We start from the raw sequence: 24,769 nt of genomic DNA on the forward strand, positions 1-24,769 counted from the left end.
GGGGGTTCAGGTCCTCATCGCGCGGAGCGGGGCGCGCACGGCCGCGGTAAGGTCAGCCCTGCTCTCGGGGGTGCCGGGCGGCGGGGCCGTCAACGCGCCCGCCCCGGCGAGGCGGTCGAACAGCAGCCCGTCCACGCAGGCCACGAAGTGGTCACCGGCCCGGTCCGGGTCCGTGGCGCCCGCCGCCGCCAGCATGGCGCGGGCCTGCACGCGCGAAGCGGCGCCGTGGCCGAGGATGTCGCGGAGCTCCGGATGGTGGGTCGATGGCCCGGCACGCCGACTGGGACGCGCCCCTGATCCCGCACTGAACGACATGACCAGGTCGCGATGGGCGGTCAGGTTCGCCGGACACGGGCTTGACGCTGACAGGCGATCCGTCACGGTCGACCGGACTTGCGAGTCAGCGCAGGTCACGCGAGAGGTGTGGAGGCCCGCGTCAGCACGCCCACCGACCGCAGGCCGCGGTGGGCGTGATGCACGGCGGCGATCCCCGCCAGGGCGTCGCGGCCCAGCGCGCGGTACGCGCCGGTCAGCAGCCGCAGCGAGTCGGCGCGGAAGGCGGCGGCGTCCATCCAGTGCAACTCCTGGCCCAGCACCAGCGCGTACGCGGGCGCACCGACCGCAAGTTCCCGCTCCGCCTGCGCGATCCAGTCCCGTACCTCGGGGGCTCCTGCGCGGTAGGCCTGGTAGCGCTCGTTGGAGCGCTCGTACCCGCCGCGCGGGTCGCCTGCGTCGGCGGGCAGAGCGGGGCAGAGCGCGCCGAGGATCGGCGGCCGGTGCACATCGGCCCAGCGACTGGGCCCGTCGACCGCGCACGCCTGCCGGTCGGCGTCACCGAACTCCTCGACGAGCTGCCGAAGCGCGTCCCGGCGCCGCTGCGCCGCCGGATCGTCCATCTCCGGATCGAGTGAGGCGTCCTCGTCCCGCTTGTCGATCTGCCGCAGGATCTCGCCCAGCCCGGACCGTCGGCCACCGGTCCAGGTCTCGGCCGAATCACGGGCGTAGTTGTGGACCACGAACGAGGGCGGCTCGGCGGGATCGTCGTACCACAGTCCGAAGTGCAGTCCGTCGCTGTCTCCCGACATGATCGTGACAAACTCCGGCGGGTCGCAGCGGAACCGGCTCTCCAGCCGCTCGTCCAGGCCGTCACGGCCGGTCAGCGCGAGCCCGTCGGCGTCGAAGTAGCTGGTGATGCCGTCCGGACGGAGGCCGAGGACGTCGTCGGCCAGGTCGCGGCCCTCCTTGCCGAGGCTGTCGAAGAACGCCGCGAACACCGCCATGTGCCGCGGTAGGCGCAGGCCGTACACGTCCCGGAAGCGCGTCCCGACACCGTCGAAACGGTCGTGCATCACGGACAGCGAGGCCTCGCGCCGTGCCCGGTCCGGCAGTGCCGCGGTGTCGTCGTCCATGCGCCTGCCTCCGTCGGCGATCTGCTCGACCCGCCACGATGCCACACGCACCGCCTCTGCGCGCACCGCCATCGGACCGCACCACACGCGGCCGATCGGACTCACCGCGGTCATGGCGTCAGCGGGGCTCGTCCAGGATCCGGCGAAGGTGCGGGTCCAGCGTGCGCCGCGCTCCGGCCAGCGCTTCGTCGAGCTGTGCCGGTGTACTCACGCCGACGATCGGGGTGAGCGCCGGTTGGCCGCCGACGAGCCAGGACAGTACGACCTCATTACGGGACACGCCGAGTTCCCGGGCGACTTCGGCGAGCGCGGCCAGGCGCCGGGCCGTGCCGGGGTGGTCGTAGACCTCGTGCAGTGGCCGGTCGTCCCGGGTGTAGGCGCCGTTGAGCAGTGCCGTGTACGCCCACAGCGACATCGATGGTTCGGCGGCGACGTAGTCGAGGACCTCGTCGGTGACCCAGCCGAAGCGGTGGCCCTGGTCGGGCACCGTCGCCCATGGACGCGGGTAGACATAGGAGTGGCGCAGTTGCAGCGCGGAGTAGCCGGCGGTCGCGCTCACGTCGGCGATGCGGCGGGCGCGCTCGACGCGCCATACCGGATGGTTCGACGCGCCCAGCCGTCCGACGAGGCCGTCGTCGACCAGTCGGCCCAGGGCCGCCACGGTCTCGGCGAGCGGCACGGACCGGTCTTCCATGTGTGCCCAGTAGACGTCGACGTGCTCGGTGCCCAGCCGCTTGAGGCTGCCTCGCACGGCTCCGCCGATCGCGGCCGCGGACAGGCCCTGCCTGTTCGCGGGCCAGTCCCCGGGGGTCGTCGGCTCCGCGCCGACCTTGGTGCTCAGCGTGACCCGGTCACGTGTCCCGGGCCGGGCGGCCAGCCAGCGCCCGATCACCGCTTCGCTCTGACCGCCGTACCCGCTCGGGTCGGCCCAGAACGAGTAGCAGTCGGCCGTGTCGATGATCGTGCCACCGCCGTCGACGAAACCGTCAAGCAGTGCGAACGATGCCTTGTCGTCCAGTCGGGTGCCGAAGTGCATGGTGCCCAACGCGAGGTTCAGCTCGGTCATGGCGCCGATGGTGGCACCTGGAGCGCACTCCAGGTCAACTCCGAACTCTCGAGTGCGGCTGGGGCAAGGACGGCGACCTCGACCGTCCGGAGTGCACGCGCAAGCACTGTCGAACCAATCGGTATCGCCTGTGCGCCTGCGGATACGACTGCCTCGGGGCCCGCCCTGCGGGAAGGACGGTGCTTTGGTGATCGACGAACGGCGAGGTCTCCGGTGAAGCCCGCGAAATTTGTGTCTCGCACGACATAGTGACGCCTCGCCGGTCGCGTGTAGATGGGTGACACGAGGGAGGAACCTGATGGACGAACTCGCCGAGCGGGAGTTCCGGGAGTACGTGGCGTTGCGGCAAGGGACGCTGTATCGCGTCGCCTACCTGCTCACCGGGCATCACCAGGACGCCGAGGACCTGCTTCAGGTCGCGCTGACGAAGCTGGCGTTGCACTGGCCCAGAGTGCATCGATCGGGATCACCGGACGGGTACCTCCGCAAGATCCTGTATCGCCAGCACATCAGCATCTGGCGGGTCAGCCGAAACCGTCGCGAACAGACGATGGAACTAATGCCCGAGGTGAGAGCGGTCGAGGATCCGGCCGGCGAGACAGTCCTCAAACTGGCGTTGTCACGGGTTCTGGGCGAGCTGACCCGCAAGCAGCGGGCAGTGGTGGTGCTGCGTTATTACGAGGACCTGCCCGAGGCCGAGGTGGCTGCGCTGATGGGCACCTCGGTCGGGACCGTTCGCAGTCAGGTTCATCGCACTTTGACCCGCCTTCGTGTGCTGTATCCGGAACTGAGATCCATCGAGGAGCTGGTATGAATTCGCCACACGAGCCTGATCTGAAAGCAGCCATGCAGCGGCTGTCGGACGTTGCCGGGCCTGCGGACCTTGCCGATGCCGCACTCCGGGGCGCCAAGCGCATGCGGCGCGTGCGTGGCGCCCTGACGACACTGGCCGCGGTGGCCGCCGTGGGCGGCATGTCCCTTCCGTTCACGATCCAGGAGAAGCCGCCGGCCGTTTCGCCCGGATTTGCCGCACCGTCCAAACCTGCCGCACCGCCCTCGAGTCTGGGTGGCTGTCAGGCCGCGCCCATGGTCAACCCCACGACCAAGGAGGTCGCGAACGAGCATTGGCCCAAGTATGTGGCGACGGTCCTGAGCTTGCTGCCCGACCGCAGTGACTACGTCGTACAGAACACCCATGACCTCTGCAATTGGGGCGAGCCGGGAACCTCGAACGCATACACCGTGATCAACCTAGGTCACGGTCGCGAACACGGCCATCTGACCGTGAACCTGTATGTGTACGAGAACCAATGGGTGCCCAACTCCTGCGCCGACCTGAACGCCACGGCTCCTAAGTCGGGCATGAGGGTCCTGTTCTGCCAAGAGGGCGTGAATGCCCAGCCCATGCTCTACGGAACCGCATACTCCGACACCACGGTCACCGTCGGAGCCGTCTATGCGGATCACCGGGCAGTGGTCATGGAACGCAATGACAAAGAGGCAGTCGCGGTGATCAGTGTCGACGATCTGAAGGTCGTAGTCGCCGACCAGGATCTGCTGAACCTCATCCCGACAGCGGATGGTCCGCTGCCGACTTCGTCGGCCAAGCCGGGAGTCGAGGCGTCCACACCCCCGAAGCGGTGACTGAGCGGGCGATCACCGCGGAGAGCCTTGCGCGTGATCGCCCACGGTCTCCCCTCGAGGTGCTGAATTTGAGCGCCTCGTGGCGGGCCGTTCAACTGACGCGCAGGCGGCCCAGATACCGGCATGGGATGGCCGTCGTTCCGGGCGGGCCGGCCATGTACGTCGCCACGTCGATCCGATCCAGCTTCCGCAGTCCTGAACTGTTCGACCCGGCCGGCACCGCGAACATGCGTGACGTCTCCAACACGAGCGGCTTGGCGAAGTCCCGGTCATCGGGCCGGGTCGGCAGGCCGGCGCGGTAGATGCCGTGCACCGCCGTCGCGAGCGTGAAGCCGGCACCGGTGAGCAGGCCCCGTCGCAGCTGCGCGACGTCGCCCAACGCATCGTTGAGCTGCCGGACCCGCGACGGCTCGACGGGCACGGTGAGCAGCCGCTTGAGGATGTCGGCCCGGGTCGGCTGCCCGCTGCGCGCGCCCGCGCCGGCCGCGTTCGCCCCGCCGGTCTTCTTCGACAGGAGGCGTTCGGGCATCGCGAACATCCCGTTCTGCTCCTCAGGATGCGTGCCCCCGCGCGGCTGGCGGACGAACGTGTTCCGGATGAGTTCGGGCGCGGCGTAGCCGACGAGCGCGGCGTTCGCGACCAGGACGACGTTCGTGGCGGAGACCTTCTGCGACGGGTCGGCGCCGACCAGCCTGCGCAGCACGTCGACGATGGCCGCTTGCGTGGGGAACAGGTCCCGGTGCTGGTCGAACAGCCAACCAACCTTCTCGATGCGGTCCGGTAGCGCCTTCCACGCCGCCCGGCCCGCCGCATACGCGGAGTACGTCTTCCACTGCTGGTAGCCCTGCACCTTCAGCAGCTCCGCGGCCTGCGCCGCGAAGCGCCGGTCGAGCACCACGTTCTGGAAGTACGCCTCGTCGCAGCAGACCAGGTACTCCTCGCCGGGTACGCCCTGGCCGCGGCTGATCATGGCGTCCTCGAAGGAGCCGGACAGCTCCAACAGTTCCGGCAAGCCGTCCGGGACGTCCACCCGGACGTGCGGGATCGACGACTCCGGCATGCGGTCCAGGAACGCCTCGGCGGCCGCCCTTGCCGCCCGCGCGGTCTCCGCCGCGTACTCGGCCGCCGCCTTCGCGGCCCTGGCCGCTTCCGCCGCGGCCTCCCCCGCCGCTCTCGCTGCCGCGGCCGCCTCCGACGCGGCCTCCGCCACGGTCATGGCGGTGCCGACAGCGGCGCTGCCGGCCGCCGCTGCGGTGCCCACGGCCGCCACGGCCACGCCGAGCCCCAGTTCGAGCGCCTCCTCGGCGGCGCAGCCCATGAGCGCCATCATCAGGCCTTCGGCCAACTTCTCCGCCATCTGCCGGGTGAGCTTCTTCGCCGAGTACGACTCGAACGTGAACTTGAACCGGTACAGCAGGATGCCGGGCTTCTCCCGCGACACCTCCAGCTCGACCTTGGCGGTCTTGAGACCGTTCCTGGCCATGCCGATGCGCAGGACCGCATCGAAGGCCCGGCTCCAGCGCAGTTTGAGAATCTTGGGGTTCCGGTCGGGGTACACGGTCCCCGGCTTGAACGGCATCCTGTAGCGGGAATAGGTCTTGCCGCAGTCGGCCACCTTCTCGTCGCCGGCGATGCGGCCGGTGTCACTGCAGGGCTTGATGTCGTAGAACTCGAACCTGTCGCGCTTGTCCACCCCGTTGACGACCGCGGGCGGCACCCGCGCACCCTTGAAAGTCAGAACGTCGGGCCAGCGCAGCTTCCCCTTGACCCTGGCGTCGGCCTGCAACCGGCTCTCGCTGACGCCGAGCCATTCGACCAGGATCTCGATGTAGCTTCGCCGGCTGAGCTCGTCGGACCAGTCGCTGCGGTAGCCGCGCTTCGGATGGAACTCCAGCGCGCCGCCGGTGACTTCGAGGTAGTCCTCGATGATGGGCCACTCGACCTCGAAGCCGAGCAGCATCGCGCCGTAGCGCTCCACCAGCTCGCCCGGGGTGTGGAGGAATTCGAACTCGGCCATCTTTCGCGTGCGCCGTCAGGCAGCCGCTGGCTTGACGTCGATGCTGATGTCCAGCCCGCTCGTCGGCGAGTAGTCGAACCAGCTGGCCACGAGCGAGGCACCTGCCCCCGCGGAGATGTCCGCGTCCAGGCCCGTGCCGCCCTCCGCGCCGTCGGCACCGAACGAGATGAGGTCGTAGTCGTTGCCGGAACCCGGCAGCCGGTACACCAGCTCGCGGCCCCAGGCATCGGTGAACGGCCCGGGAATCGGCAGCTCCGACAGCTGTGCCGGGTGCCGGCCGTTCGCCTCGTGATACACCTCGATGGCGCGCACCACCCGCTGCATCGTCTCCCATGTCGCCCGCTGCTGCGGGTACAGCAGCGGGCGCGCGTGCAGTTCGGGATTCGCCGGCGGGATGCCGGTGTAGTTGGTGCGCCCGAAAGCCGCGACCTCCTCGCCGAGGGACAGGTACGGCGAGTTGCCCGTGCCCCCGAACACGCCGGTGTCGAGCAGCTGGATCAGGTCGTGCTCGAAACCCGGCCGCACCGGAATCACCACGCGGACGTATCCGGCCCGCAGGAAGTCGCGGTGCGCCGGATCGGGGTGGTCGAACAGCATCTTCTCGCGGCCGAGGTCGTCGGAGCCCCAGAAGTACGGGTACAGGAAGTAGAGCAGGTTCTCCCACTCGACGGCATGGTGCAGGAACTTCACGAGGTCACCGAAGCCGGACGCGGTCAGCCACTCGGACTGGCTCAGGCGGCGCGTCGCCGCGCCACCCGCGACGCCGAACAGCCCGTCGTCGGACAGGTCGTCCGTCTCGAACCGCAGCAGCCGCTGCACCACCTCGCCGACGTCGTCGGGTGCCGCGTCGAAATCGGCGCCGAGCAGCCACAGCAGCGTGCACCGCACCAGTTCCTCGCGCTCCAGCCGGCGAAGCGACAGCGTGTCGGAGCCGGCGAGCCTGCGCCACAGCCGGTCCCGCTCCTCCTGTAGGCGTGCCGCGTTCTCCCGGTGCGCCACGGCCTGCGCCTCCCGCAGCGCGGTCCAGCACTTGTGCTGCCACGCCTCGAAATGCTCCGGCGTGAGCTTCACGGTGTAGCGGAAGCTGGCTTTGATCTCGGTGCCCGCCCCGGCGATCAGCTGGACGGTGCGGCGGTCGTCGCCGCCGAACGTGTCCAGGCTGATCTCGTACACACCGTCGCCCGAACCGCTGCCGGCGTTCGGGAGCTTCCTGCGCTTGGCGCGCCAGTTCTCGTCGGAGATGTTCAGCAGCGGCTCGGTGTTGAAACCGCCCCAGTAGCTGAGGATGCAGGTGACCGTCGGCTGGACCCGGTAACCCGGCGGTGGCACGAACTCGATGATCGCGCCCTTGCCCGCTTCGAGGTCCACCTTGACGGTCTTCGGCTCCTCCGGTCTCGGCGGAGGGTCGAGCGTTATCTGGTGGGTGCGTTCGAGGTTGCGCCAGGTCCCGTCGGTGATCTCGTACGGTGCGAGCTTGAAGGCGAACGGTTCGGCGAGCTGGCGGTCCAGCTCGGCCAGCCGGCGGTACTGCGCCCACAGCCGCGCGCCCGGATTGGGCACCGCGAGGTCGAACGTCAACCGCATCCCGTACCGGAACAGGTCGGTGCGCCACTTGCGCATCATGCGGAAGTAGTCGACCCGGATCGCGCGGTCCTCGTACGGGTTGGTCAGCGTCCGCAGCGAAATGTCCTCGACACCCTGCCGGGTCGCGAGCTTCACCGAGACCTTGTGCTCCTGCCGCGCCCGCGCCGACGCCTTCTCGGTGATCTCCCGGGACCGCTGTGCGCTCTGTTTGACGGACTCGCGGGTCTCCGTCGCGTTCTTCAACCCCACGGCGACGGTCAACGACACGCCCGCGCCCGAACCCGTGTACGAAGCACCGAAGTCGAACGCGCTCGAATGCCGCCGCTCGTTCTCCGCCGACATGGACGCGTCGGTCTTCTCGGCGACGCCGCGCTCGCTGTAGGTCTCGAAGTAGTCCGAGACGATGTTCTCGTACTCCTGGCTGGAGGTCGACCACTCCTTGTGGGAGATGGTCACCGTCTCCATCGGCGTCATCGGCACGGTGAAGACCAGCTCACCCTGTTCGGTGCCGGCCGGGTACATCTCCAGGCGTTCCAGATGCAGCGTACCGACCGGCGACGCCCCCACCCGGCGCGCGAACACCCGCGCCACCAAGGAGGTGAACCCGCCGCCGCGCCGCTCGACCAGCTGGTCGGCGAAGCGTTCGATCGCCGCGGCCGGCACCGTCGCCGCCTCGCGGGCGATGCCGGACCGGCGGCCCGCATCGTCCAGGCCGCGCAGGAGGCGGGCCAGCGACGCCATCCCCTCTCGCACGGACTCCTCGCCGTGCGACCCGGCCATGCCCTCCAGCCACGCGACGTCCTCGGGCGAGGCCTTGAGCTGGCGCACGAAGCTCAGCTTGTCCAGGGCGCGGCCAGGTACGCGGGCGGCGTGACTCCGCTCCTCCTCGGTCAGCTCGACGGTGACGTAGCTTGCGGTGAGAAGCACCCGTTTGCTGTTGACCAGATCCATGCCCCACTCCCGCCGTCAGGTGTACGCACATGGTGTGCGGTCGACGGCCGATCCGCGCGCGATCCATCGCCTGTGCGACAGATGCTCCACCCGGCGGAGGGATGGCGCCCGGCTTGTCGTCCAACCTCCTCGGCCGATCAGCCTGCCGATCGGCCGGGACCACGAATGTGCTTGCCCGGCGTCGTTCGGATGGTTAGCGTCCACTGCCACGCCTCCACGCGAAAGGCACTCGCATGGCGCAACGCCTGCCCCGCCCGGTTTCGCTCTCCTCGTACCTGCTGATCGCCCTGGCGGCGGTCGCGCTGACCGATGCCGTCGTCTCGGCAGTCGGCCTGATCCGGCTCGACGACGCGAAACCGGGGTTCCTGGCGTCGGTGCTCGCCCAGCAGGTCGCCGACCCGCAGCTGGTCGTGAAGACCGTGGAACAGGACCTGCGGTGGCATGCCGTGATCGCCGCGGCGATGCTGGTGGCCTTCGGCGTGCTGGGCCCGCTCATCCGCCGCCCGTATGCGATCGCCCGCAACCTGGTGTGGATCATCGGTTCGGTCGCCCTCTTCGTGCTCTCCTGCGCTGTCACCGCCAACTCCGACTACACGGCTCCGACCGACGGGATGCAGCGCTGGTGGGCGCTCACCGAACTCGGACTCCTACCGACCTGGCATCCCGGCATGCGCAGCGTATTGACCACGGCCGAACTCGCCCTGCTGATCCTGGGATGCCTGCAACTGCTCCGGCAGGACGCGATGGATCACTACCGCACGCAGACCGTCGAGCTCAGCCTGAGCACGGTGTTGGCCCGGCGGCAGGAACGGCTCGAACGCGAGGGCGCCTGAGCCGGTCAGGGGACCGCGCCCGGCTACGAGTCGCGCTAAAGGTAGTCGAAGTATCGAACCCACCAGCTGTTGTCCCCGGGCGAGAAGACAGCTGGGTCCCACGTGCCGTCGTAGCGTCGCCAGAGGGGACCTTCCGGGATATGGGTGTAGCCGAGTTCGGCGAGCGCCGCGCTTGCGCGATCGCGGTCGCCGGTGTGCAGCAGGTCTGCCGCCTCGGCATCGGTCCATACACCTGGGTTGTCGACGGCGAGGACGGCCAGTCCGCCGAAGTTGCTGACGACAATGACGAGTGGACGACCGGTCGCTGTCGCCGTAGCGGGGATGTCGATGCGGCCGTGGAGACTGGCGTCTTCCACATGGCGGTCCACCTCGCAACGGCAGCCGAACGCGGCGTCGAGCCGCTGTGCCAACCGCTCGAACCGTGCGCGCTCGGCGCGGTGGTCGTAGCCGATGGGATACTCCAGGCGATCGGGGTCGTCCAGGGATCGCAGCAGCTGCCAAAGCTGGGCGTCGTCGTTCAGCACGGGCTCATTGTGCCGCCGTCGGCGACCTGGGCGTCGGCCCGCGCCGACCGTGTTCACGGGCCGTCGAGGCCGAGCAGCTCGCCCGGGGTGCAGTCGAGCACGTCGCAGAGGGCGGTCAGGGTGCTGAAGCGGATGGCGCGGGCGTGGCCGTTCTTCAGGACGGAGAGGTTGGCCACGGTGACCCCGACCCGGGCGGACAGCTCCACCAGCGTCATGCCGCGCGCGGCCAGCAGTTCGTCGAGGTGCACCATGATCCGGTGTTCGGTCGGCTCCCCCATCAGATGACGGTGTCCAGTTCCGCGCGCATGGCCACACCCCGCGAGATGAGCTGCGCGAACGCGGCGAAGATGAAGCCGACCGCGAGCCAGCCCAACGGCGACTGCTCGGGATCGACCCTGGCTCCGGAGCTGAGCATGGTCGCCGACAGCAGCCACATCGCCACGTTGCCGACCGCCCATACGCCGAGACCGCCGAAGGCCGTGATCTTCGCGACCAGGATCAGCTCCCGGACCGTCCGCGTGGTGAACGGGTCGGTGTCCCGTGCTGATCTCAGCAGTTCCGACAGCCGGCGCGCGACTTCGGCGGCCAGCAGCAGGCCGGGCAGGACGGTGGCCAGGTAGAGCATCCGCTGCGCCAGTGTCGGGTCGGTGACCTCGAAGACGACCTTGCCGAGCGGGTCGACCACGACGCCCGGCACGACGCCGCCGATCCGGTCGAGGCCGGACAGCAGTTCGGTCGGCAGCGCCAGGGCGACCGGCGATCCGGGGATGAACGCGATCACGAACAGCGCGACGCCGACGCATAGCGCCGCGATGTAGACGAACGTGGCCGTCCCCTGTAACCGTCCCAGCCACTTCGTGAGCTGCTTGCCTTCACCCATGACGGCCTCCCGGTCATATCGAAAAACGATACGCATATCGAAAAACGATATGCCGGTACGCCGTGCGCGTCAAGCTCGCCTGGCGGCGAGCGGGTGCCGGTGGTCCGGCACCCGCTCGGCCGGGCGTCAGTTCAGCAGGGTCACCACGGGGAACGTGCCGCTCGCGATCGGCAGGCGCTCAGTGGTGTTGTTCTTGATGTAGCCGAGGCGGAACTGAGCGCCGGGGCTCAGGCCCAGGCTCGCCAGCGGCACGGCCGCCTCGATGACGGTGTCGTTGCGGACGAACGTCACCGCGCCCAGCGGAGTCCAGGACCAGCCGCTGCCGCCGTGGTCGTACAGGTTGGCGTTCTCCAGCATGTAGTCACCGCCGGACGGGTTGGTCCAGCCGGCCGCGTTGTAGCCGGTGCCGGAGTTGTTGTCGGTGTTCAGGAAGAACTGGCCGAGCACGTTCAGGCCGGTGCCCTTGACGCACAGGTAGAGCGTCGTGCCGTTGTTGGTCACCGACACCGACTGCACGCCGGTGCCGCCGGACAGCGCCGGTGTCACGCTCGCCCAGTCGCCGGCCGAGCCGTCGACGGTGATGGCCGGATAGCCGCCGCCGGACGACGCCGTGGTGAAGGTGCCGTTGGGGCTGTTCGTGGTGCCGCCGGCCGAGACCGAACGCACCCGGAACTGGTACGCCGTGCCCGGCGACAGCCCCGACAACGTCACCGAGTGACTGGTCACGTTGCTCGCACCGGTCGCCGTCGAGCCGTAGGCGGTGGAGGTGCCGTACTCCACCACCGACGACGACGCCACGTCCGTGGTCCAGGTGACCGTCGCACCGGTGCTGGTGACATCGGCGTACTGGACGTTGCTGACGACCGGTGCGCCGCCCCCGCCGCCGGAGCCGTTGAGCAGGGTCACCACCGGGAACGTGCCGCTCGCGGCCGGGAGCCGGTCGGTGGCGGAGTTGTTCTTCAGGTAGCCCGCCCGCAGCTGTGCGCCGGGGCTCAGCCCCAGCGTGGACAGCGGGATCGCCGCCTCGGCCGCGGTGTCGTTGCGGACGAAGGTGACCGCGCCCAGCGACGTCCAGGCCCAGCCGCCACCGGCATGGCGGTACAGGTTGCCGTTCTCGAGCATGTAGTCCGCGCCGGACGGGTTGCTCCAGCCGGTGGCGTTGTACCCGGTGGCGGGGTTGTTGTCGGTGTTCAGGAAGAACTGGCTGAACACGTTGAGCCCCGTGCCGCGAGCGAGCAGGTAGAGGTTGGTGGCGTTGTTGGCCACCGACACCGACTGCACGGTGGTGCTGCCGGTCATCGCCGGGGTGATGCTCCCCCAGTCCCCGACCGACCCGTCGACCGTGATCGCCGGATAGGAACCGCCGGACGAGGCCGTGGTGAACGTGCCGTTGGGGCTGTTCGTAGTGCCGCCGGCCGAGACCGACCGGACCCGGAACTGGTATGCCGTGCCCGGCGACAGCCCCGACAACGTCACCGAATGGCTGGTCACGTTGCTCGCACCGGTCGCCGTCGAGCCGTAGGCGGTCGAGGTGCCGTACTCGACGACCGACGACGACGCGACGTTCGTGGTCCAGGTGACCGTGGCGCCGGTGCTGGTGACGTTCGAGTACTGCACGTTCGAGATGACCGGTGGCTGCGCTGGGGGCGGCGAGCTGGACGGCGTCGGGGACGCCGACGGTGGGGTGCCGCCGCCCGGCACGGTGAACTTGACCGACGAGCCGCCGAAGTTGGCCACCCGCAGCCACGTCCACACCTCGGTGCCCGCCATCGAGGCCGGGAAGACGTAGTCGCGGTCGAACTCGAACTCGGCGCGGGTGCCCGACTGCACCACCCGCACCGGCCAGCCGCGGTTGGTCGGCGCGCTGGGGCTGCTGAACTTGAACACGTCGCCCTGGCCCGCCCCGGCGTGCGGTAGCAGGTATGCCTGGTTCAGGTTCTCCAGGTAGAGGCGCGAGTCGGGCGAGGTGGGCCAGGACGGCTGCCAGCCCGTCGGCCCGTCCTTGTCGTAGTCGAAGTAGATCATCTCCTGGGCGAGGCTGATGGTCTGCTTCGCCTCGACCATCATGAAGAACCGGTTGCCCACGAACTTCACGTACACCTTGGTGATGCCCTTGGCGTTGGCGCCCGCGGGATCGCTGAAGATCGGCGTCTCCGCGGACCACTCCCCCACGGTCCCGTCGGCCACGAAACCGCCGTAGAGGTTCGTCGGATGTGCCCCGGCCTGGCTGGGCGAGGCCAGCCCCTGGGCGTCGAGCCAGTTCTTGGCGTCGTCGTAGACCGCCGAGTTGAAGTGGTTCGCGCCGGAGACGTCGTAACCGAGGTAGCCCGAGTTGTTGACGACCTCGTTCATCCACTTCTGGGTGCTCGCGGCGGGCACCCGGAAGTCGATGATGGCGACGTTGAAGCCGTCGGCCTGGTCGGCCTGGGCGTCGACGTACTCCTTCCAGAAGCCGCCGAAGTTGTCGCGGCTGCGATAGGTCGGCGAGGCCGGGTTGGTGTTCCAGTTGGCCTCGAAGCCGGGGCTGGTGTCGTAGAAGCCGGGGATGTACGTGTTGTAGTACCAGGACTCGGTCACGAAGATGTTGATCGCGTGCCGGTAGCGGGCCGCGAACTGCGAGGTGCCCTCGTCGGGGTTGAAGTACCAGTAGCCCCGGTTGGAGGCGACGACCTTGCTCGGGTCGACCGCTTTGATCTTCTCCACCAGGTCGACCATGCCGCCCGCGGTGAACCCGAAGTTGCCGCGCGGCCCCCAGGAGATGCCCGGTCCCGCGCCGCCGACCGGGTCGGGGGTGTCCACGGTGTCGAGGAAGACCCCGTCGTAGTCGCCGTCGTGCACGATCTTGTCGACCTGGTACGTGACGAACTTCTGCCAGGCCGGGTCGCCGCCGTTGATGTAACCGCCGCCGTACGTCGGGTTGACGTCGACGGTGCCGTCGCCGTCCTTCCAGTAGCCGCCGTACAGGTAGCGGCTGTCGTTGACCCAGGTGCCCTGCTGGTCGAGATACCACGGCATGACGCCGTTGTTGCGCCAGGTCAGGCGGTTGCCCCAGGACGAGTAGTTCGCGCCGATAGAGGTGCCCGCGTAGTTCGCGTAGCCGTCGGCGTAGGTGCCGTCCGGGGTCGCGCCGCCCTCGACGTTGAGGTAGGAGCCGGACGCGTTGTAGTTCCACGGGTTCGGGCCGTGCAGCGGGCCGGACGGGCCGCTGTGGCCTGCCGGGAGAAGGCCCAGGTCGATGCCCTTCTGGATGGTCATGTGCCCGCTGTGGCCGGGGATGATCGTCGGCAGCATCTCGCCGACCGACAGGTAGCCGAGCACGATCGCGTCGTCGGCGCTGCCGAGCACCCCGTCGACGCCGCGTTTGATCTCCTGGACCTGCGCGGAGGTGACCGACTCGAAGTAGAAGTGGTCGGCGGTCACGTTCAGCACGCGCAGCGTCGGTTCGAGGACGACCAGGTCGTACGCCTTGAGCTGGTTGACTTTCGCCTGGTCGAGTGCGCCGTACCAGAACGCGGTGCGGCTGTTCGCGCCGAGCGTGGGGACCTTGCCGTAGAACGGGGTCCGGCCGATCTCGAAGCCGGCCGCGGCCGCCGGGGCCGCCGTGACGGCGACGATCCCGGCGGTCAGCGCGGTGACGGCTGCCAGGGCTCCAGCAAGCAGCCTGGCCCGGACGCGGCGTGCGGTTGAAGTGGTGCGGTGCGGATGAGCTCTGTCGTTCATGGCACCTCGCCTCTGAGAAAACGGATCAGCTGACGGTGATCACTGCGGTGTAGATCTCCGGCGAGCTGCCGGAGCCGTGGAACACCACCCGGTGCGGGCCGGGCGGCAGGCCGCCGAGCACGTCCTGCAGCACGGCCGTGGGCACGCGCCAGACGTAGCGGTCGTCGTCGCTGGACACCAGCGGGCTCGGCCCGTCGACCGGCGCCCAGCTCCAGCCGGTGCCGGTGTGGCGGTAGAACCAGGCGTTCTCGATGAGCAGGTCCGCACCGATGCCCGCGGTGGCGAACCCGGTGCTCACGTCGTTGTCGACGTCGATGAACAGGTGGTGGAAGTCGAACGGCAGGTTGTACTGCGCCTGGTAGGTGACGTCGGCGGCGCCGACCGCTCCGGACGCGTCGGTGATCGGGTCACCCGAGGGCGCCGTCGTGCTCACGGTGAGCGGCCCGGTGGCGGCCGAGCGGTTCCCGCTGCGATCGCGGGCGTACACGGCGAAGCTGTACGCCGTGCCCGGCTCCAGCCCGCTGACCGGCACGGTGACCGTGTCCCCCTGCGTGACCAGCCACGACGGCAGCGACAGCAGCGGCTGCCCGTCGACCTCCACCTCATAGCCCGCGAGGTCCGGCTCGGCCGACGCGGTCCAGGCCAGCCGCACGCTGGCGACCTTGGTCTCCGCCGCGTGCAGCCCGGCCGGGGCAGCGGGCCGCTGCCCGTCACCGGGCGGCGTGGCCAGGGTCAGCGCCCGGCCGGGCGCGGAGACGTTGCCCGCCGCGTCGTGCGCGCTGACCGTGATCCGGTACGTCCGGCCCGGGTCGAGGCCGGACAGCGTCGCCACCGGCAGCGCACTCACCGATCCGGTCACCCGCACCCCGTCGACGTGCACGTCGTAGCCGGTGACCCGGCCGTGCGGGTCGGCGGCGGGCAGCCATGCGACGACGGCCTCGGTCGGGCCGGACCGGACCGGGAACGGCGTGCCGAACACCCTCGGCTCGGCGCTGTCCGAGCCGCCGTCCGACGCGGTCGCGAGCTGCTGTGTCCAGTAGTCCTGCGGCGGCAGCGAGTCCCAGGGGTTGGCCAGCACGTCCGGGGTGACGTACAGGTAGCCGGCGTTGCGCTGCTTGCTGAGGGCGACCGTGTTCGCGAGCTGAGTGGCGGTGTCGGTGGCGTGCACCAGGTGCCACAGCTTGCGCGGGTCGAGCGCCCGGTGCCAGGTCGGCGGCTGCCAGCCGAGGTACGTCTCGTAGGTGCCCTCGAACGTGAGGATCACGTCGGCGGCGTCAGCGTAGCAGGGCTCGGTGTCGATCCCGGGGTTGATCACCGTGAACGCGCCGGGGTCGGCCTTCTTGGTGTGCCGGTCGAGCATCCGGTAGGTGTCGACGTAGGTGTCCTGCGGGCCGCAGACGTTCTGCACCTCGTCGAAGAAGATCCCGGCGAGCCCGTCCGCGCCGTAGAGGCGGTACCAGGTGGCCGTGTCCTGCTGGACCTGCGCCGCCCAGGCGGCCGGGGTGGTCTCGTTGAGCCTGGTCGCGCGGCCGGTGCTGCCGAGGTAGCCGGTGGCGACGTAGCCGAGCACGCGTACCCCCGCGGCCTTGGCGGCGGCGATGGCGGCGGCGTAGTTCGGGTCGCGGGTCTTGCCGGGGCCGGAGAACGGGTTCGCGACTGCGATCCCGACGCCCGGGGTGTTCATGCGCTGCCAGAGGGCGGCGCCGTCGCCGCCCGGGTAGAAGTATGCGGGCACCGCAAGCTGCTGCGCGATCCCGTCCGGGGCGGCGGCTTGGCCGGGTGCCGCCGGGGTGAGGACGGTGAGCAGTGCGATGATCAGTGCTGATAGAGCCGCCGCCCGAGGGTGCAGGCGTCCGCGGCCATGCCGTTGCAGCATGGTCGTGTCTCCGATCTGGGGTATGGGGTCAGCCCTTGTTGCCGCTGAAGGCGATGCCTTGGATGAAGTGGCGCTGCATCACGGTGAACAGCACGATGACGGGCAGCGAGGCGAGCAGGGAACCGGCCATGAGCACCGGGTAGTCGGTCTGGAACTGGCCCTGCAGCGAGGCCAGGCCCGCCGACAGGGTCATCTTCTCCGGGTCGGTGTTGACGATCAGGGGCCAGAACAGGTCGTTCCAGGACGCCAGCACGGTCAGGATGCCCAGCGCCAGCAGGCCCGGCTTGGCCAGCGGCAGCATGACCGACCAGTAGATGCGCAGCGGGCCGGCCCCGTCGAGGCGGGCCGCCTCGTCGAGCTCCTTGGGCAGGCCGAGGAAGAACTGGCGCAGCAGGAAGACGCCGAACGCGGAGAACAGGCCGGGCACGATCACCGCGGCGAGGGTGTTCAGCCAGCCCAGGTCGGCCATGATCTCGTACTGCGGGATGACGAACAGCGGCGGCGGCACCATCAGCACGGACAGGAACAGCCCGAAGATCAGGCCGCGGCCGGGGAAGCGCAACCGCGCGAACGCGTACGCCGCCATGGAGCAGAACAGCAGCTGCCCGGCGGTGCGCGCGGCGGCGATCAGCGCGGTGTTGAGGAACTGGTCGCCGAAGGGCAGCAGTTCGAACACCGCGGTGTAGTTGGACCAGCGCCAGTCCGGCGCGAGGGTCGGCGGCACCCTGGTGGCGCTGGTCAGCGTCTTCAGGGAGGTGAGCAACTGCCAGACGAACGGGATCACCATCACCGTCGCCCCGAGGAGCAGGGTGAGGTGGGTGCCGGTCATGCGGCGCCGGTCAGCCATAGTGCACCCACCGCTTCTGGAGTCGGAACTGGATCGCGGTGAAGACCACGATGAGCACGAGCAGCGCCATCACGATCGCCGCGGCGTAGCCCCGGTCGTTGGTGTAGAACGCCTTGTCGTAGAACAGCCCCACCACGGTCTGGATGCGCGGCATGGCGGGGTTGGCGCGGGCCGCCTGGCCGCTGCCGGCCATCACGTAGACCAGGTCGAACAGCTGCAGGGAGCCGATCACCGAAAGCACCGAGACGAAGAAGAGCGACGGTGACAGCAGCGGCAGAGTGACCCGGCGGAACTGCGCCACCGGGCCGGCTCCGTCGATCTCGGCCGCTTCGTAGTACTCACGCGGGATCGCCTGCAGGCCGGCCAGGAACACCACGATGTTGTAGCCGAGGCTCGCCCAGATGCAGACGGCCACCAGCGCGTAGAGCGCGGTCGCCGGGTCGGCGATCCAGTGCGGGCCCTCCACCCCGATCAGCGACAGTACGTAGTTGACCAGGCCGAAGTCACCGTTGTAGAGCCAGCGCCACACCATCGCGACGGCGACCGGCATGGTCACCACGGGCAGGAAGAACAGTGCCCGGTACACCGAGACTCCGCGCAGCCGGGGCCGGTTTAGCAGTGCCGCGAACACGATCGCCACCGGGATGCCGAGCAGGCCGAGCAGCGCGAACAGCAGGGTGTTGCCCAGCGCCTGCAGCACCTCCTCGTCGGCGAGGAGAGTGCGGTAGTTGTCCAGGCCGATCCACTCGTGCCCGCCGAACGGGCCCCACTCCGTGAAGGAGAAGTACCCGGTCTGCAGCACCGGCCACAGGTAGAACACGGCCAGGCCCAGCCCGGTCGGTGCGATGAGCAGGTATGCCCATCCGGCTTCGGCTCCCCGGTGGCGCCACTGGCGTCGCCGCCGGGCGGGCACCGGGGCGGGCACCGCGGTGCGGACGTCGTCCGCGGTGCCCGTCACGGTAGCGGTCATGATGCGGTCCTACTCCTTCGCCAGCAGGGCGTTCATCTGCGCGGCGAGTTCCTTGGCGGCTGCCTCGACGTCGACCTCACCGGTGTAGGCCTTGGTCAGCTGCTTGAACTCCTCGTCGTTCCAGGCGGCGGTGTTGCGCGACACCGGGTACGGCACCGCGTAGCTCACGGCGTCGAGGAAGATCTTGCCCTTGAACTGTGCGTTGGCGGCCAGCCAGGCGTCCTGCGTGCCGGTGTACGCCGGGATGGGGCCCTTCTTGCCGAGGATCTCGGCGGCGGGCTTGGAGCCGAGGAACTTCACGAACTCCCACGCCTGCGCCGGGCTCTTCGTCTTCGCGGACACCACGTTGGCCAGGCCGTGGATGATGGTGGCCTGCTTGACGCCGGTCGGCAGCGGGGCCGCGTCGACGCGGGTCTTGGTGTACTCGTTCTTCGAGAACTCCGAGACGTTCCAGGAGCCGCCCCAGTACATGGCGAGCTTGCCCGACTCGAACAGCTGGAGCGGAACAGTGTCGGTCATCGTCTTGAGGTCCGGCGACTGCTTGTTCTTGATGAGGTCGGTCCAGAAGCGCAGGCCCTCGATGGTGGCCGGGTCGTCGTAGCCGGACTTCTTGCCGTCGGCGGAGATCACGTTGCCGCCGGCCTGGTAGATGGTGTTGTAGTAGTACTCCTGGCCGGCGAGGTTGGCGCCGACGGCGTACACGCCCTTGGCCGGGTTGCTCAGCTTCGCCGCGGCGGTCTTGAAGTCGGCCCAGGTCCAGCCGTCGGCGGGGTACTTCACCCCGGCGGCGTCGAAGAGTTCCTTGTTGTACCAGACGCCGACGGTGTCCATGTCCTTCGGCAGCCCGTAGACCTTGCCTTCGAAGGTGTAGAGGTCGACCAGCGCCTTCGGGTAGACGGTCAGGTCGAGCTTGGCCTGGTCGACCTTGTCCGACAGCGGCATGATCACGCCGTTGTCGGCGTACAGCTGGATGTTGGGGCCGTTCATCCAGAACACGTCCGGCGCCGCGCCGCCGGTGACGGCGGCCCGCAGCTTGGTCCAGTAGTCGGCCCACGGCGTGAGCTGGACGTTGATCGTGATGTTGGGGTGGTCCTTGGTGAAGGCGGCGGCAAGCTCCTCCATCACCGGGACCTGGTTCTTGTCCCACACCGCGTAGGACAGGGTGACCTTTTCGTCACTGGCGGCAGGCTCTTCGCCCCCGCAACCCGCGGCGGACACGGCGAGGGCGGCGGCCAGAACCGCGGCCGCGCCTACCCGCACTGCTTTCCACATCTGAAGAACCCTTCTCGCAAGACCGACATCATCGGGGATTCACCGGGGTCGCGGTGCGGCGGACGGTGACGTGGCGTCACCCGCCGCCGCCGCGACCCGTGTCACATGTGCTAGCCCAGTATTAATGGAGTCCTGAATAAGTTTGTCAAGACCTGCTCGCGGGCTGCGGCATGCCGATGTCTCAACGTGCAGGTCGGACGGGTGCTGCCACGCCGGTGCGCACGTCGAACAGATGCTCCTGCAGATGGTCCAGCGATAGTTTCACCGCGCCGAGCGCAACCGCCTCGTCGCCGAGCGTGGAGGTGACGATCTCCGGAATGCGTACGCAGCGCTTCTCGATCTCCCGGCGCAGCGGGTCGAGCAGCACGTCGGCGGAGCGGGAGAAGCCGCCGCCGAGCACCACCAGCTGCGGGTCCAGCGCCAGGACCAGCGCAGACGCGCCCAGCGCCAGCTCTTTCGCGTAGCGGCGCACCACGGCCACCGCCTTGCGGTCGCCCTCGCGGGCGCTGGCGAAGACGTAGCCGGCCAGGTCGTCGGGGTCGGTGCCGGCGGGCGCGCCGGTCCACGTGCGCAGGTGCTCCTGGGCGCGGATCCAGCCCAGCTCGGGCAGCGCCCCGATCTCGCCCGCGGCCTGGGCGAAGCCGCGGTGCAGCCGGCCGTCGATGATCAGGCCGGTGCCCGTGCGCAGGCCCGCCAGCAGGTAGACCACGTGCTGGGCATACCGGGCCACGCCCCGCCAGGTCTCGGCCAGCGCGGCGAGCCTGCTGTCGTTCTCCACCAGCACGGTGCCGCCGACCAGGCGCCCCACGTGCTGGGCCAGGTGCACGCCGGTCCACTCCGGGAACGCCACCGACAGCACGACCCGGCCCGCCGCGTCGACCAGGCCACTGGTGCCGACCGTGGCCGCCCAGATGTCGGCCCCGGTCAGCCCGGCCGCGGCCAGGCATTCGGCGACCGCCGCGTCGACCGCCCCGAGGCGCTCGGCCCGGCCCGCGGTGATCGCCACCGGCGTGCGCACCGTATGCCGGACCTCGCCGTCCAGGTCGGCGGCCAGCACCCGGATGGTATGTCCGCCGATGTCCACGCCGAGCACCCAGCCGGCGTCGGAGCGGAACCGGTAGCGGCGGGCCGGGCGGCCCATCACCCCGGGCGCCGGCTGCACCTCCTCCAGCCAGCCCTGGCTCTGCAGCTGCAGCACCACGTCCTCGGTGGAGGGCCGGGACAGCCCGGTGTCGCGCGACAGCTCGGTCAGCGTCAGCGCCGGTCGGCCGCGCAGCACGTGCACCACCGCCAGCGCGTTGAGCTGCCGCAACCGCGAGAGATCCCCACCTGCGAGCTGTTCGGTCACCACCGACCCCCTTTTGCACACCGCGCTGCCATGTTACTAATTATGGAGACCTTCAAAAGTAACTCCTCCACGGGATGGCTGAGATGACTGTAGACGGGGTGCGGCTGGTCCTGGCAGGTGCCGGACTGCGCGGCATCGGATACGCCCGCCGCGCGGCCGCCACGGGGGCGGCCCGGGTGGTGGCCGTCGCCGAACCGGACCCCGCCCGCCGCGCGGCCTTCGCCGCCGAGTTCGGCGTGCCGGCCGGCCAGGTGTTCACCGACTGGGCCGAGCTCGCCGCCGCCGGGCGGCTCGGCGACGCCGCGGTGATCGCCACCCAGGACCGCATGCACGCCGACGCGGCCGTGGCCTTCGCCGGGCTGGGTTATCACATACTCCTGGAAAAGCCGATGGCCACCACTGAGCCCGACGCGCTGCGCATCGCCGCCGCCGTCGACGCGGCGGGGGTCATGCTCGCCGTCTGCCACGTGCTGCGTTACACGCCCTACACCCGGGCGCTGAAAGGGCTGCTCGACAGCGGCACGATCGGCAAGCTGGTCAACGTCCAGCACCTGGAGCCGATCGGCTGGTGGCACTTCGCGCACTCGTTCGTACGCGGCCACTGGAACAACTCCGAGACCTCGGCTCCGCTGCTGCTCACCAAGTCCTGCCATGACATCGACTGGCTGCTCTACCTGATCGGCGCAGCGCCCAGCCGGGTCAGCTCGTTCGGCGGGCTCGCACACTTCCGGCCCGAGCAGCGACCGGCCGAGGCCGCCGACCGGTGCCTGGACTGCCCCCTCGAACCGAGCTGCCCCTACTCCGCGCCCCGCCTCTACCGCTCCTGCCTGGGCGACCCGGCCAGCGAGTTCTGGCCGCTGTCAGCGGTCACCACCGACCACACCCCCGCCGGCATCGACGCCGCGCTGCGCGACGGCCCGTACGGGCGCTGCGTCTACGGCAGCGACAACAACGTCGTCGACCACCAGGTCGTCGCGATGGAGTTCCCCGACGGCGCCACCTGCACGTTCACCATGACCGCGTTCACGCCCATGGAGCACCGGCGCACCCGGCTGTTCGGCACCCACGGCTACGTCGACGGCGACGGCCGCCTGCTGCACGTCACCGATTTCCGCACCGGCGAGCAGCACACCATCGACACCGGCACCCTGGCCGACGGTACCGCGGGTGACGGCCACGGCGGCGGCGACGACGCCATCATGGACGCCTTCATCAAGGCCGTGGCCTGCGGGGACGCGTCCGCGCTGCACTCCGACGCGGCCGCGAGCCTGGCCAGCCACCGCGTGGTCTGGGCCGCCGAGCGGGCCCGCACCGACGGTGCGACCTTGACGCTGGCGGGGATCGGCGAGCGGCCCGCAACGGGCCACGAGCCGCAGCGCGCGGGCAGGACCTCGTCGTAGGCGATCGGTAGGTGGATCGGGCCGCGCAGCAAGGGGCTGGGCCGGTACGGGGGCGGGTCCTCGACCAGGCGCAGCCCCTTCAACCGTCCGGCGATCCGGTGGAGCGCGAGCCGGCCCTCCAGCCGCGCCGGTGCGGCGCCGAAGCAGTGGTGCGATACCTGAGAGCCAGACCGGATTCGCCGTCTCACGGGTGAGGCCTGCTCGACGGCCGGACACCTAACGTCACGGCGTGCGAATCAACGACTCGAAGGACATCACCGTCAGGATGGCGCGGTGGAGTGCCACCCACCCTTGGCGCGCGATCGTCGGCTGGTCCCTGTTCGTGGCGGTCTGCCTCGGCGTGGGCCTGTCGGTGGGTACCAACCAGGCCGCGGGCCGGGACTTCTGGATCGGCGAGGCCGGGCGGGCCGAGTCGATCGCCACCCAGGGCGACGTGATGCGACCGCCCGTGGAGAAGATCCTCATCTCCGCGACAGGCGATGGCGGGTGGAACGCGGCTGAGGCGGACCGGGCCGCGGCGGATGTGGCGCGGCGGATGTCCGCGCTGCCCGAGGTCGCCGCCGTCGCCGAGCCGGTGCGCTCCGCCGACGGGTCCGCCGTCATGGTCGCGGTCACGATGGCAGGCGACGTCGCCCAGGCCAAGCAACACATCACGCCGTTGCTCGAGCAGACAGCCGCGGCGCAGGCGGCGCACCGCGGCGTCGCCATCAAGCAGACAGGCGAGGTATCGATCTCGAAGGGCGTCAACGATCAGCTCGGCAGCGATCTCGCGCGGGCCGAAGCGTTCACGCTGCCGGTGACCTTGTTGATCCTTTTCATGGTCTTCGGGACCCTGCTGGCGGCCGGTGTGCCGGTGTTGCTGGCGTTGTCCTCGATCGCGGCCGCCGTCGGCCTCTACGGCCTCGCGTCGTACGTCTTCCCCGACGCCGGTGGGGCTGTCGTCAGCGTCATCCTGATGCTGGGCATGGCGGTCGGCGTCGACTATTCGCTGTTCTACCTCAAACGCGCGCGGGAAGAACGCGAACGGGCCGGTGGCCGGATCAGTCACGCCGCCGCGGTCGAGCTTGCCGCGGTCACCTCGGGGCGTGCCATCGTGGTGTCGGGCTTCGCGGTCATCGTGTCGCTGGTCGGCCTCTACCTCGCCCACGACGTCATCTTCTCCTCCATCGCCACCGGTTCGATCATCGTGGTGGCCGTGGCGATGGCCAGCTCGCTCACCGTGCTGCCGGCGTTGCTCGCGAAACTCGGCCACCGCGTGGACGGTCGCCGCGCCGTGCCGCACAGCCCGTCCACACCTGCCGACGGTGTCGAAATGACAGCCGGCAGGCGTGCGCGGTGGTGGCCGGCGCTGCTGCGTCCCGCGATGCGCCACCCGGTCGCGACGCTGCTCGCCGGCACGGCGGTGATGATCACCTTGGCGATCCCCGCCCTGAGCATGAAGCTCAACGTCGAGGGCAGAGAGACCTTCCCCAAGTCGATTCCCGCCGTCGACGCCTACGACCGGCTGATCGCCGCTTTCCCTGCCGAAGGCGTCGCGCACATGGTGGCCGTACGCGCCGACGGGGCAGGACCGGGCGAGATCGACGCAGCGCTCCGCCGCCTCGCCGCCGCCGCCGAGCGGGATCCTCTGTTCACCGGCACCGCGGTCACCAGGATCTCCACCGACGGCCGGATCGGCGTGCTCGACCTGGCGATCGCCCACCCGGCCAGTTCCGAGCAGGCCGAGCAGTCCCTGCGACGGCTGCGAACCGACCTCGTCCCGAGCACGGTGGGCGGCATTGCGGGGGCGGCGTACGCCGTCTCGGGTGAGCCCGCCCGTGGCTTGGACTACTCCGCCCACCAGGCGTCGCGGCTGCCGTGGGTGGTCGGCTTCGTCCTGCTGGCGACGTTCGTCATGATGACCGCCGCCTTCGGCTCCATCGTGATCGGGCTGCTCGGGGTGCTGCTCAACCTGCTCTCGGCGGCTGCGGCGTGGGGCGCGCTCGTCATCGTCTTCCAGGGCACCTGGGCCGAGGACATCCTCGGATTCACCTCGACCGGGTTCATCGGCTCGCGGATACCGCTGATGGTGTTCGCCATCCTCTTCGGCCTGTCGATGGACTACCAGATCTTCGTCCTCAGCCGGATCAGGGAAGGCGTGAAACGCGGTCTGCCCACGCGCCAGGCCGTGTTCGAGGGGATCACCGGTTCCGCGAGCGTGGTCACCAGCGCCGCGGTGGTCATGGTGTCGGTCTTCGTCAGCTTCATGCTGATCAACCGGATCGAGATGAAACAGGTCGGTCTCGGCCTGGCCGTGGCCGTGCTGCTCGACGCGGTGATCGTACGGATCATGATCCTCCCCGCGGCACTGACGCTGCTCGGCAGGGCGAGTTGGTGGCCCGCCCGCCCGGCGGAGTTGGCGCAGCCCGGCGCGCAGGCTGTTAGCTAG

Annotated in this window: 19 protein-coding genes; 5 read left to right on the top strand and 14 right to left on the bottom strand. The window is 69.8% G+C overall.

The features are described from left to right. Window positions 1-6 precede the first annotated feature (6 nt). The 3 genes from FLL47_RS28885 to FLL47_RS28895 all read right to left on the bottom strand — a co-directional run bounded on the left by FLL47_RS28885 (window position 7) and on the right by FLL47_RS28895 (window position 2,475). Window positions 7-315: a hypothetical protein gene (locus FLL47_RS28885; RefSeq protein WP_186315963.1), complete on the bottom strand. Its 309-nt coding sequence runs from the start codon at window positions 313-315 to the stop codon at window positions 7-9. A 95-nt stretch (window positions 316-410) separates the two neighbouring features. Continuing rightward, entirely contained in the window at window positions 411-1,481 is a 1,071-nt protein-coding gene (locus FLL47_RS28890; protein WP_186315964.1) for an ADP-ribosylation family protein, read from the bottom strand. Window positions 1,482-1,527: 46 nt separating this feature from the next. After that, on the bottom strand, window positions 1,528-2,475 hold the full coding sequence (locus tag FLL47_RS28895; RefSeq protein ID WP_144124319.1) for an aldo/keto reductase: 948 nt from the start codon (window positions 2,473-2,475) through the stop codon (window positions 1,528-1,530). A 298-nt stretch (window positions 2,476-2,773) separates the two neighbouring features. Here FLL47_RS28895 and FLL47_RS28900 point away from each other — a divergent pair, with 298 nt between their 5' ends. Together FLL47_RS28900 and FLL47_RS28905 are read left to right on the top strand one after the other, a co-directional pair. Continuing rightward, window positions 2,774-3,289: a SigE family RNA polymerase sigma factor gene (locus FLL47_RS28900; RefSeq protein WP_144124321.1), complete on the top strand. Its 516-nt coding sequence runs from the start codon at window positions 2,774-2,776 to the stop codon at window positions 3,287-3,289. Beyond that, entirely contained in the window at window positions 3,286-4,119 is an 834-nt protein-coding gene (locus FLL47_RS28905) for a hypothetical protein (protein ID WP_144124323.1), read from the top strand. The genes FLL47_RS28900 and FLL47_RS28905 overlap by 4 nt, the downstream gene beginning before the upstream one ends. A 91-nt stretch (window positions 4,120-4,210) precedes the next feature. On the opposite strand, the gene FLL47_RS28910 is transcribed toward FLL47_RS28905, so the two are convergent. Together FLL47_RS28910 and FLL47_RS43705 are read right to left on the bottom strand one after the other, a co-directional pair. After that, a complete protein-coding gene (locus FLL47_RS28910; RefSeq protein ID WP_144124326.1) occupies window positions 4,211-6,136 on the bottom strand; it encodes a hypothetical protein in 1,926 nt (641 codons plus the stop codon). 15 nt (window positions 6,137-6,151) lie between these two features. Next, window positions 6,152-8,671 (bottom strand): type II secretion system protein GspG, encoded by a 2,520-nt coding sequence (locus tag FLL47_RS43705; protein ID WP_222106249.1) that lies wholly within the window; start codon window positions 8,669-8,671, stop codon window positions 6,152-6,154. Between the two features lie 233 nt (window positions 8,672-8,904). On the opposite strand from FLL47_RS43705, the gene FLL47_RS28920 reads away from it, so the two are divergent. Next, on the top strand, window positions 8,905-9,504 hold the full coding sequence (locus FLL47_RS28920) for a hypothetical protein (RefSeq protein ID WP_144124329.1): 600 nt from the start codon (window positions 8,905-8,907) through the stop codon (window positions 9,502-9,504). Between the two features lie 35 nt (window positions 9,505-9,539). Here FLL47_RS28920 and FLL47_RS28925 read toward each other — a convergent pair whose 3' ends face one another. From FLL47_RS28925 to FLL47_RS28965, 9 genes are all read right to left on the bottom strand, one after another. Continuing rightward, a complete protein-coding gene (locus FLL47_RS28925; RefSeq protein ID WP_144124332.1) occupies window positions 9,540-10,028 on the bottom strand; it encodes a hypothetical protein in 489 nt (162 codons plus the stop codon). 53 nt (window positions 10,029-10,081) lie between these two features. After that, window positions 10,082-10,306 carry a helix-turn-helix domain-containing protein gene (locus FLL47_RS28930; protein WP_144124335.1) on the bottom strand — a complete coding sequence of 75 codons (225 nt, stop codon included), beginning with the start codon at window positions 10,304-10,306 and terminating at the stop codon, window positions 10,082-10,084. Next, window positions 10,306-10,908: a DUF2975 domain-containing protein gene (locus tag FLL47_RS28935; protein ID WP_186315965.1), complete on the bottom strand. Its 603-nt coding sequence runs from the start codon at window positions 10,906-10,908 to the stop codon at window positions 10,306-10,308. Before FLL47_RS28935 ends, FLL47_RS28930 begins: the two co-directional genes overlap by 1 nt. Window positions 10,909-11,034: 126 nt before the next feature. Then, the gene (locus FLL47_RS28940; RefSeq protein WP_144124341.1) at window positions 11,035-14,628 is read right to left on the bottom strand and encodes a fibronectin type III domain-containing protein; all 3,594 of its coding nucleotides are present in this window, start codon (window positions 14,626-14,628) and stop codon (window positions 11,035-11,037) included. Between the two features lie 25 nt (window positions 14,629-14,653). Beyond that, window positions 14,654-16,504 carry a spherulation-specific family 4 protein gene (locus tag FLL47_RS28945; RefSeq protein ID WP_144124344.1) on the bottom strand — a complete coding sequence of 617 codons (1,851 nt, stop codon included), beginning with the start codon at window positions 16,502-16,504 and terminating at the stop codon, window positions 14,654-14,656. A gap of 28 nt (window positions 16,505-16,532) precedes the next feature. Further along, window positions 16,533-17,351: a carbohydrate ABC transporter permease gene (locus tag FLL47_RS28950; protein WP_144124347.1), complete on the bottom strand. Its 819-nt coding sequence runs from the start codon at window positions 17,349-17,351 to the stop codon at window positions 16,533-16,535. Further along, window positions 17,344-18,321, bottom strand: coding sequence for a carbohydrate ABC transporter permease (locus tag FLL47_RS28955; RefSeq protein WP_144124350.1), 978 nt, complete (start codon window positions 18,319-18,321; stop codon window positions 17,344-17,346). Before FLL47_RS28955 ends, FLL47_RS28950 begins: the two co-directional genes overlap by 8 nt. A 9-nt stretch (window positions 18,322-18,330) precedes the next feature. Beyond that, the gene (locus tag FLL47_RS28960; protein WP_144124353.1) at window positions 18,331-19,593 is read right to left on the bottom strand and encodes an ABC transporter substrate-binding protein; all 1,263 of its coding nucleotides are present in this window, start codon (window positions 19,591-19,593) and stop codon (window positions 18,331-18,333) included. 181 nt (window positions 19,594-19,774) lie between these two features. Continuing rightward, the gene (locus tag FLL47_RS28965) at window positions 19,775-20,941 is read right to left on the bottom strand and encodes an ROK family protein (protein WP_144124356.1); all 1,167 of its coding nucleotides are present in this window, start codon (window positions 20,939-20,941) and stop codon (window positions 19,775-19,777) included. An 83-nt stretch (window positions 20,942-21,024) separates the two neighbouring features. Here FLL47_RS28965 and FLL47_RS28970 point away from each other — a divergent pair, with 83 nt between their 5' ends. Together FLL47_RS28970 and FLL47_RS28975 are read left to right on the top strand one after the other, a co-directional pair. Next, entirely contained in the window at window positions 21,025-22,341 is a 1,317-nt protein-coding gene (locus FLL47_RS28970; RefSeq protein ID WP_144124359.1) for a Gfo/Idh/MocA family protein, read from the top strand. Between the two features lie 229 nt (window positions 22,342-22,570). Next, window positions 22,571-24,769 carry an MMPL family transporter gene (locus FLL47_RS28975; protein WP_222106250.1) on the top strand — a complete coding sequence of 733 codons (2,199 nt, stop codon included), beginning with the start codon at window positions 22,571-22,573 and terminating at the stop codon, window positions 24,767-24,769.

It is taken from the genome of Catellatospora sichuanensis, assembly GCF_007483665.1.
Taxonomy (GTDB): domain Bacteria; phylum Actinomycetota; class Actinomycetes; order Mycobacteriales; family Micromonosporaceae; genus Catellatospora; species Catellatospora sichuanensis.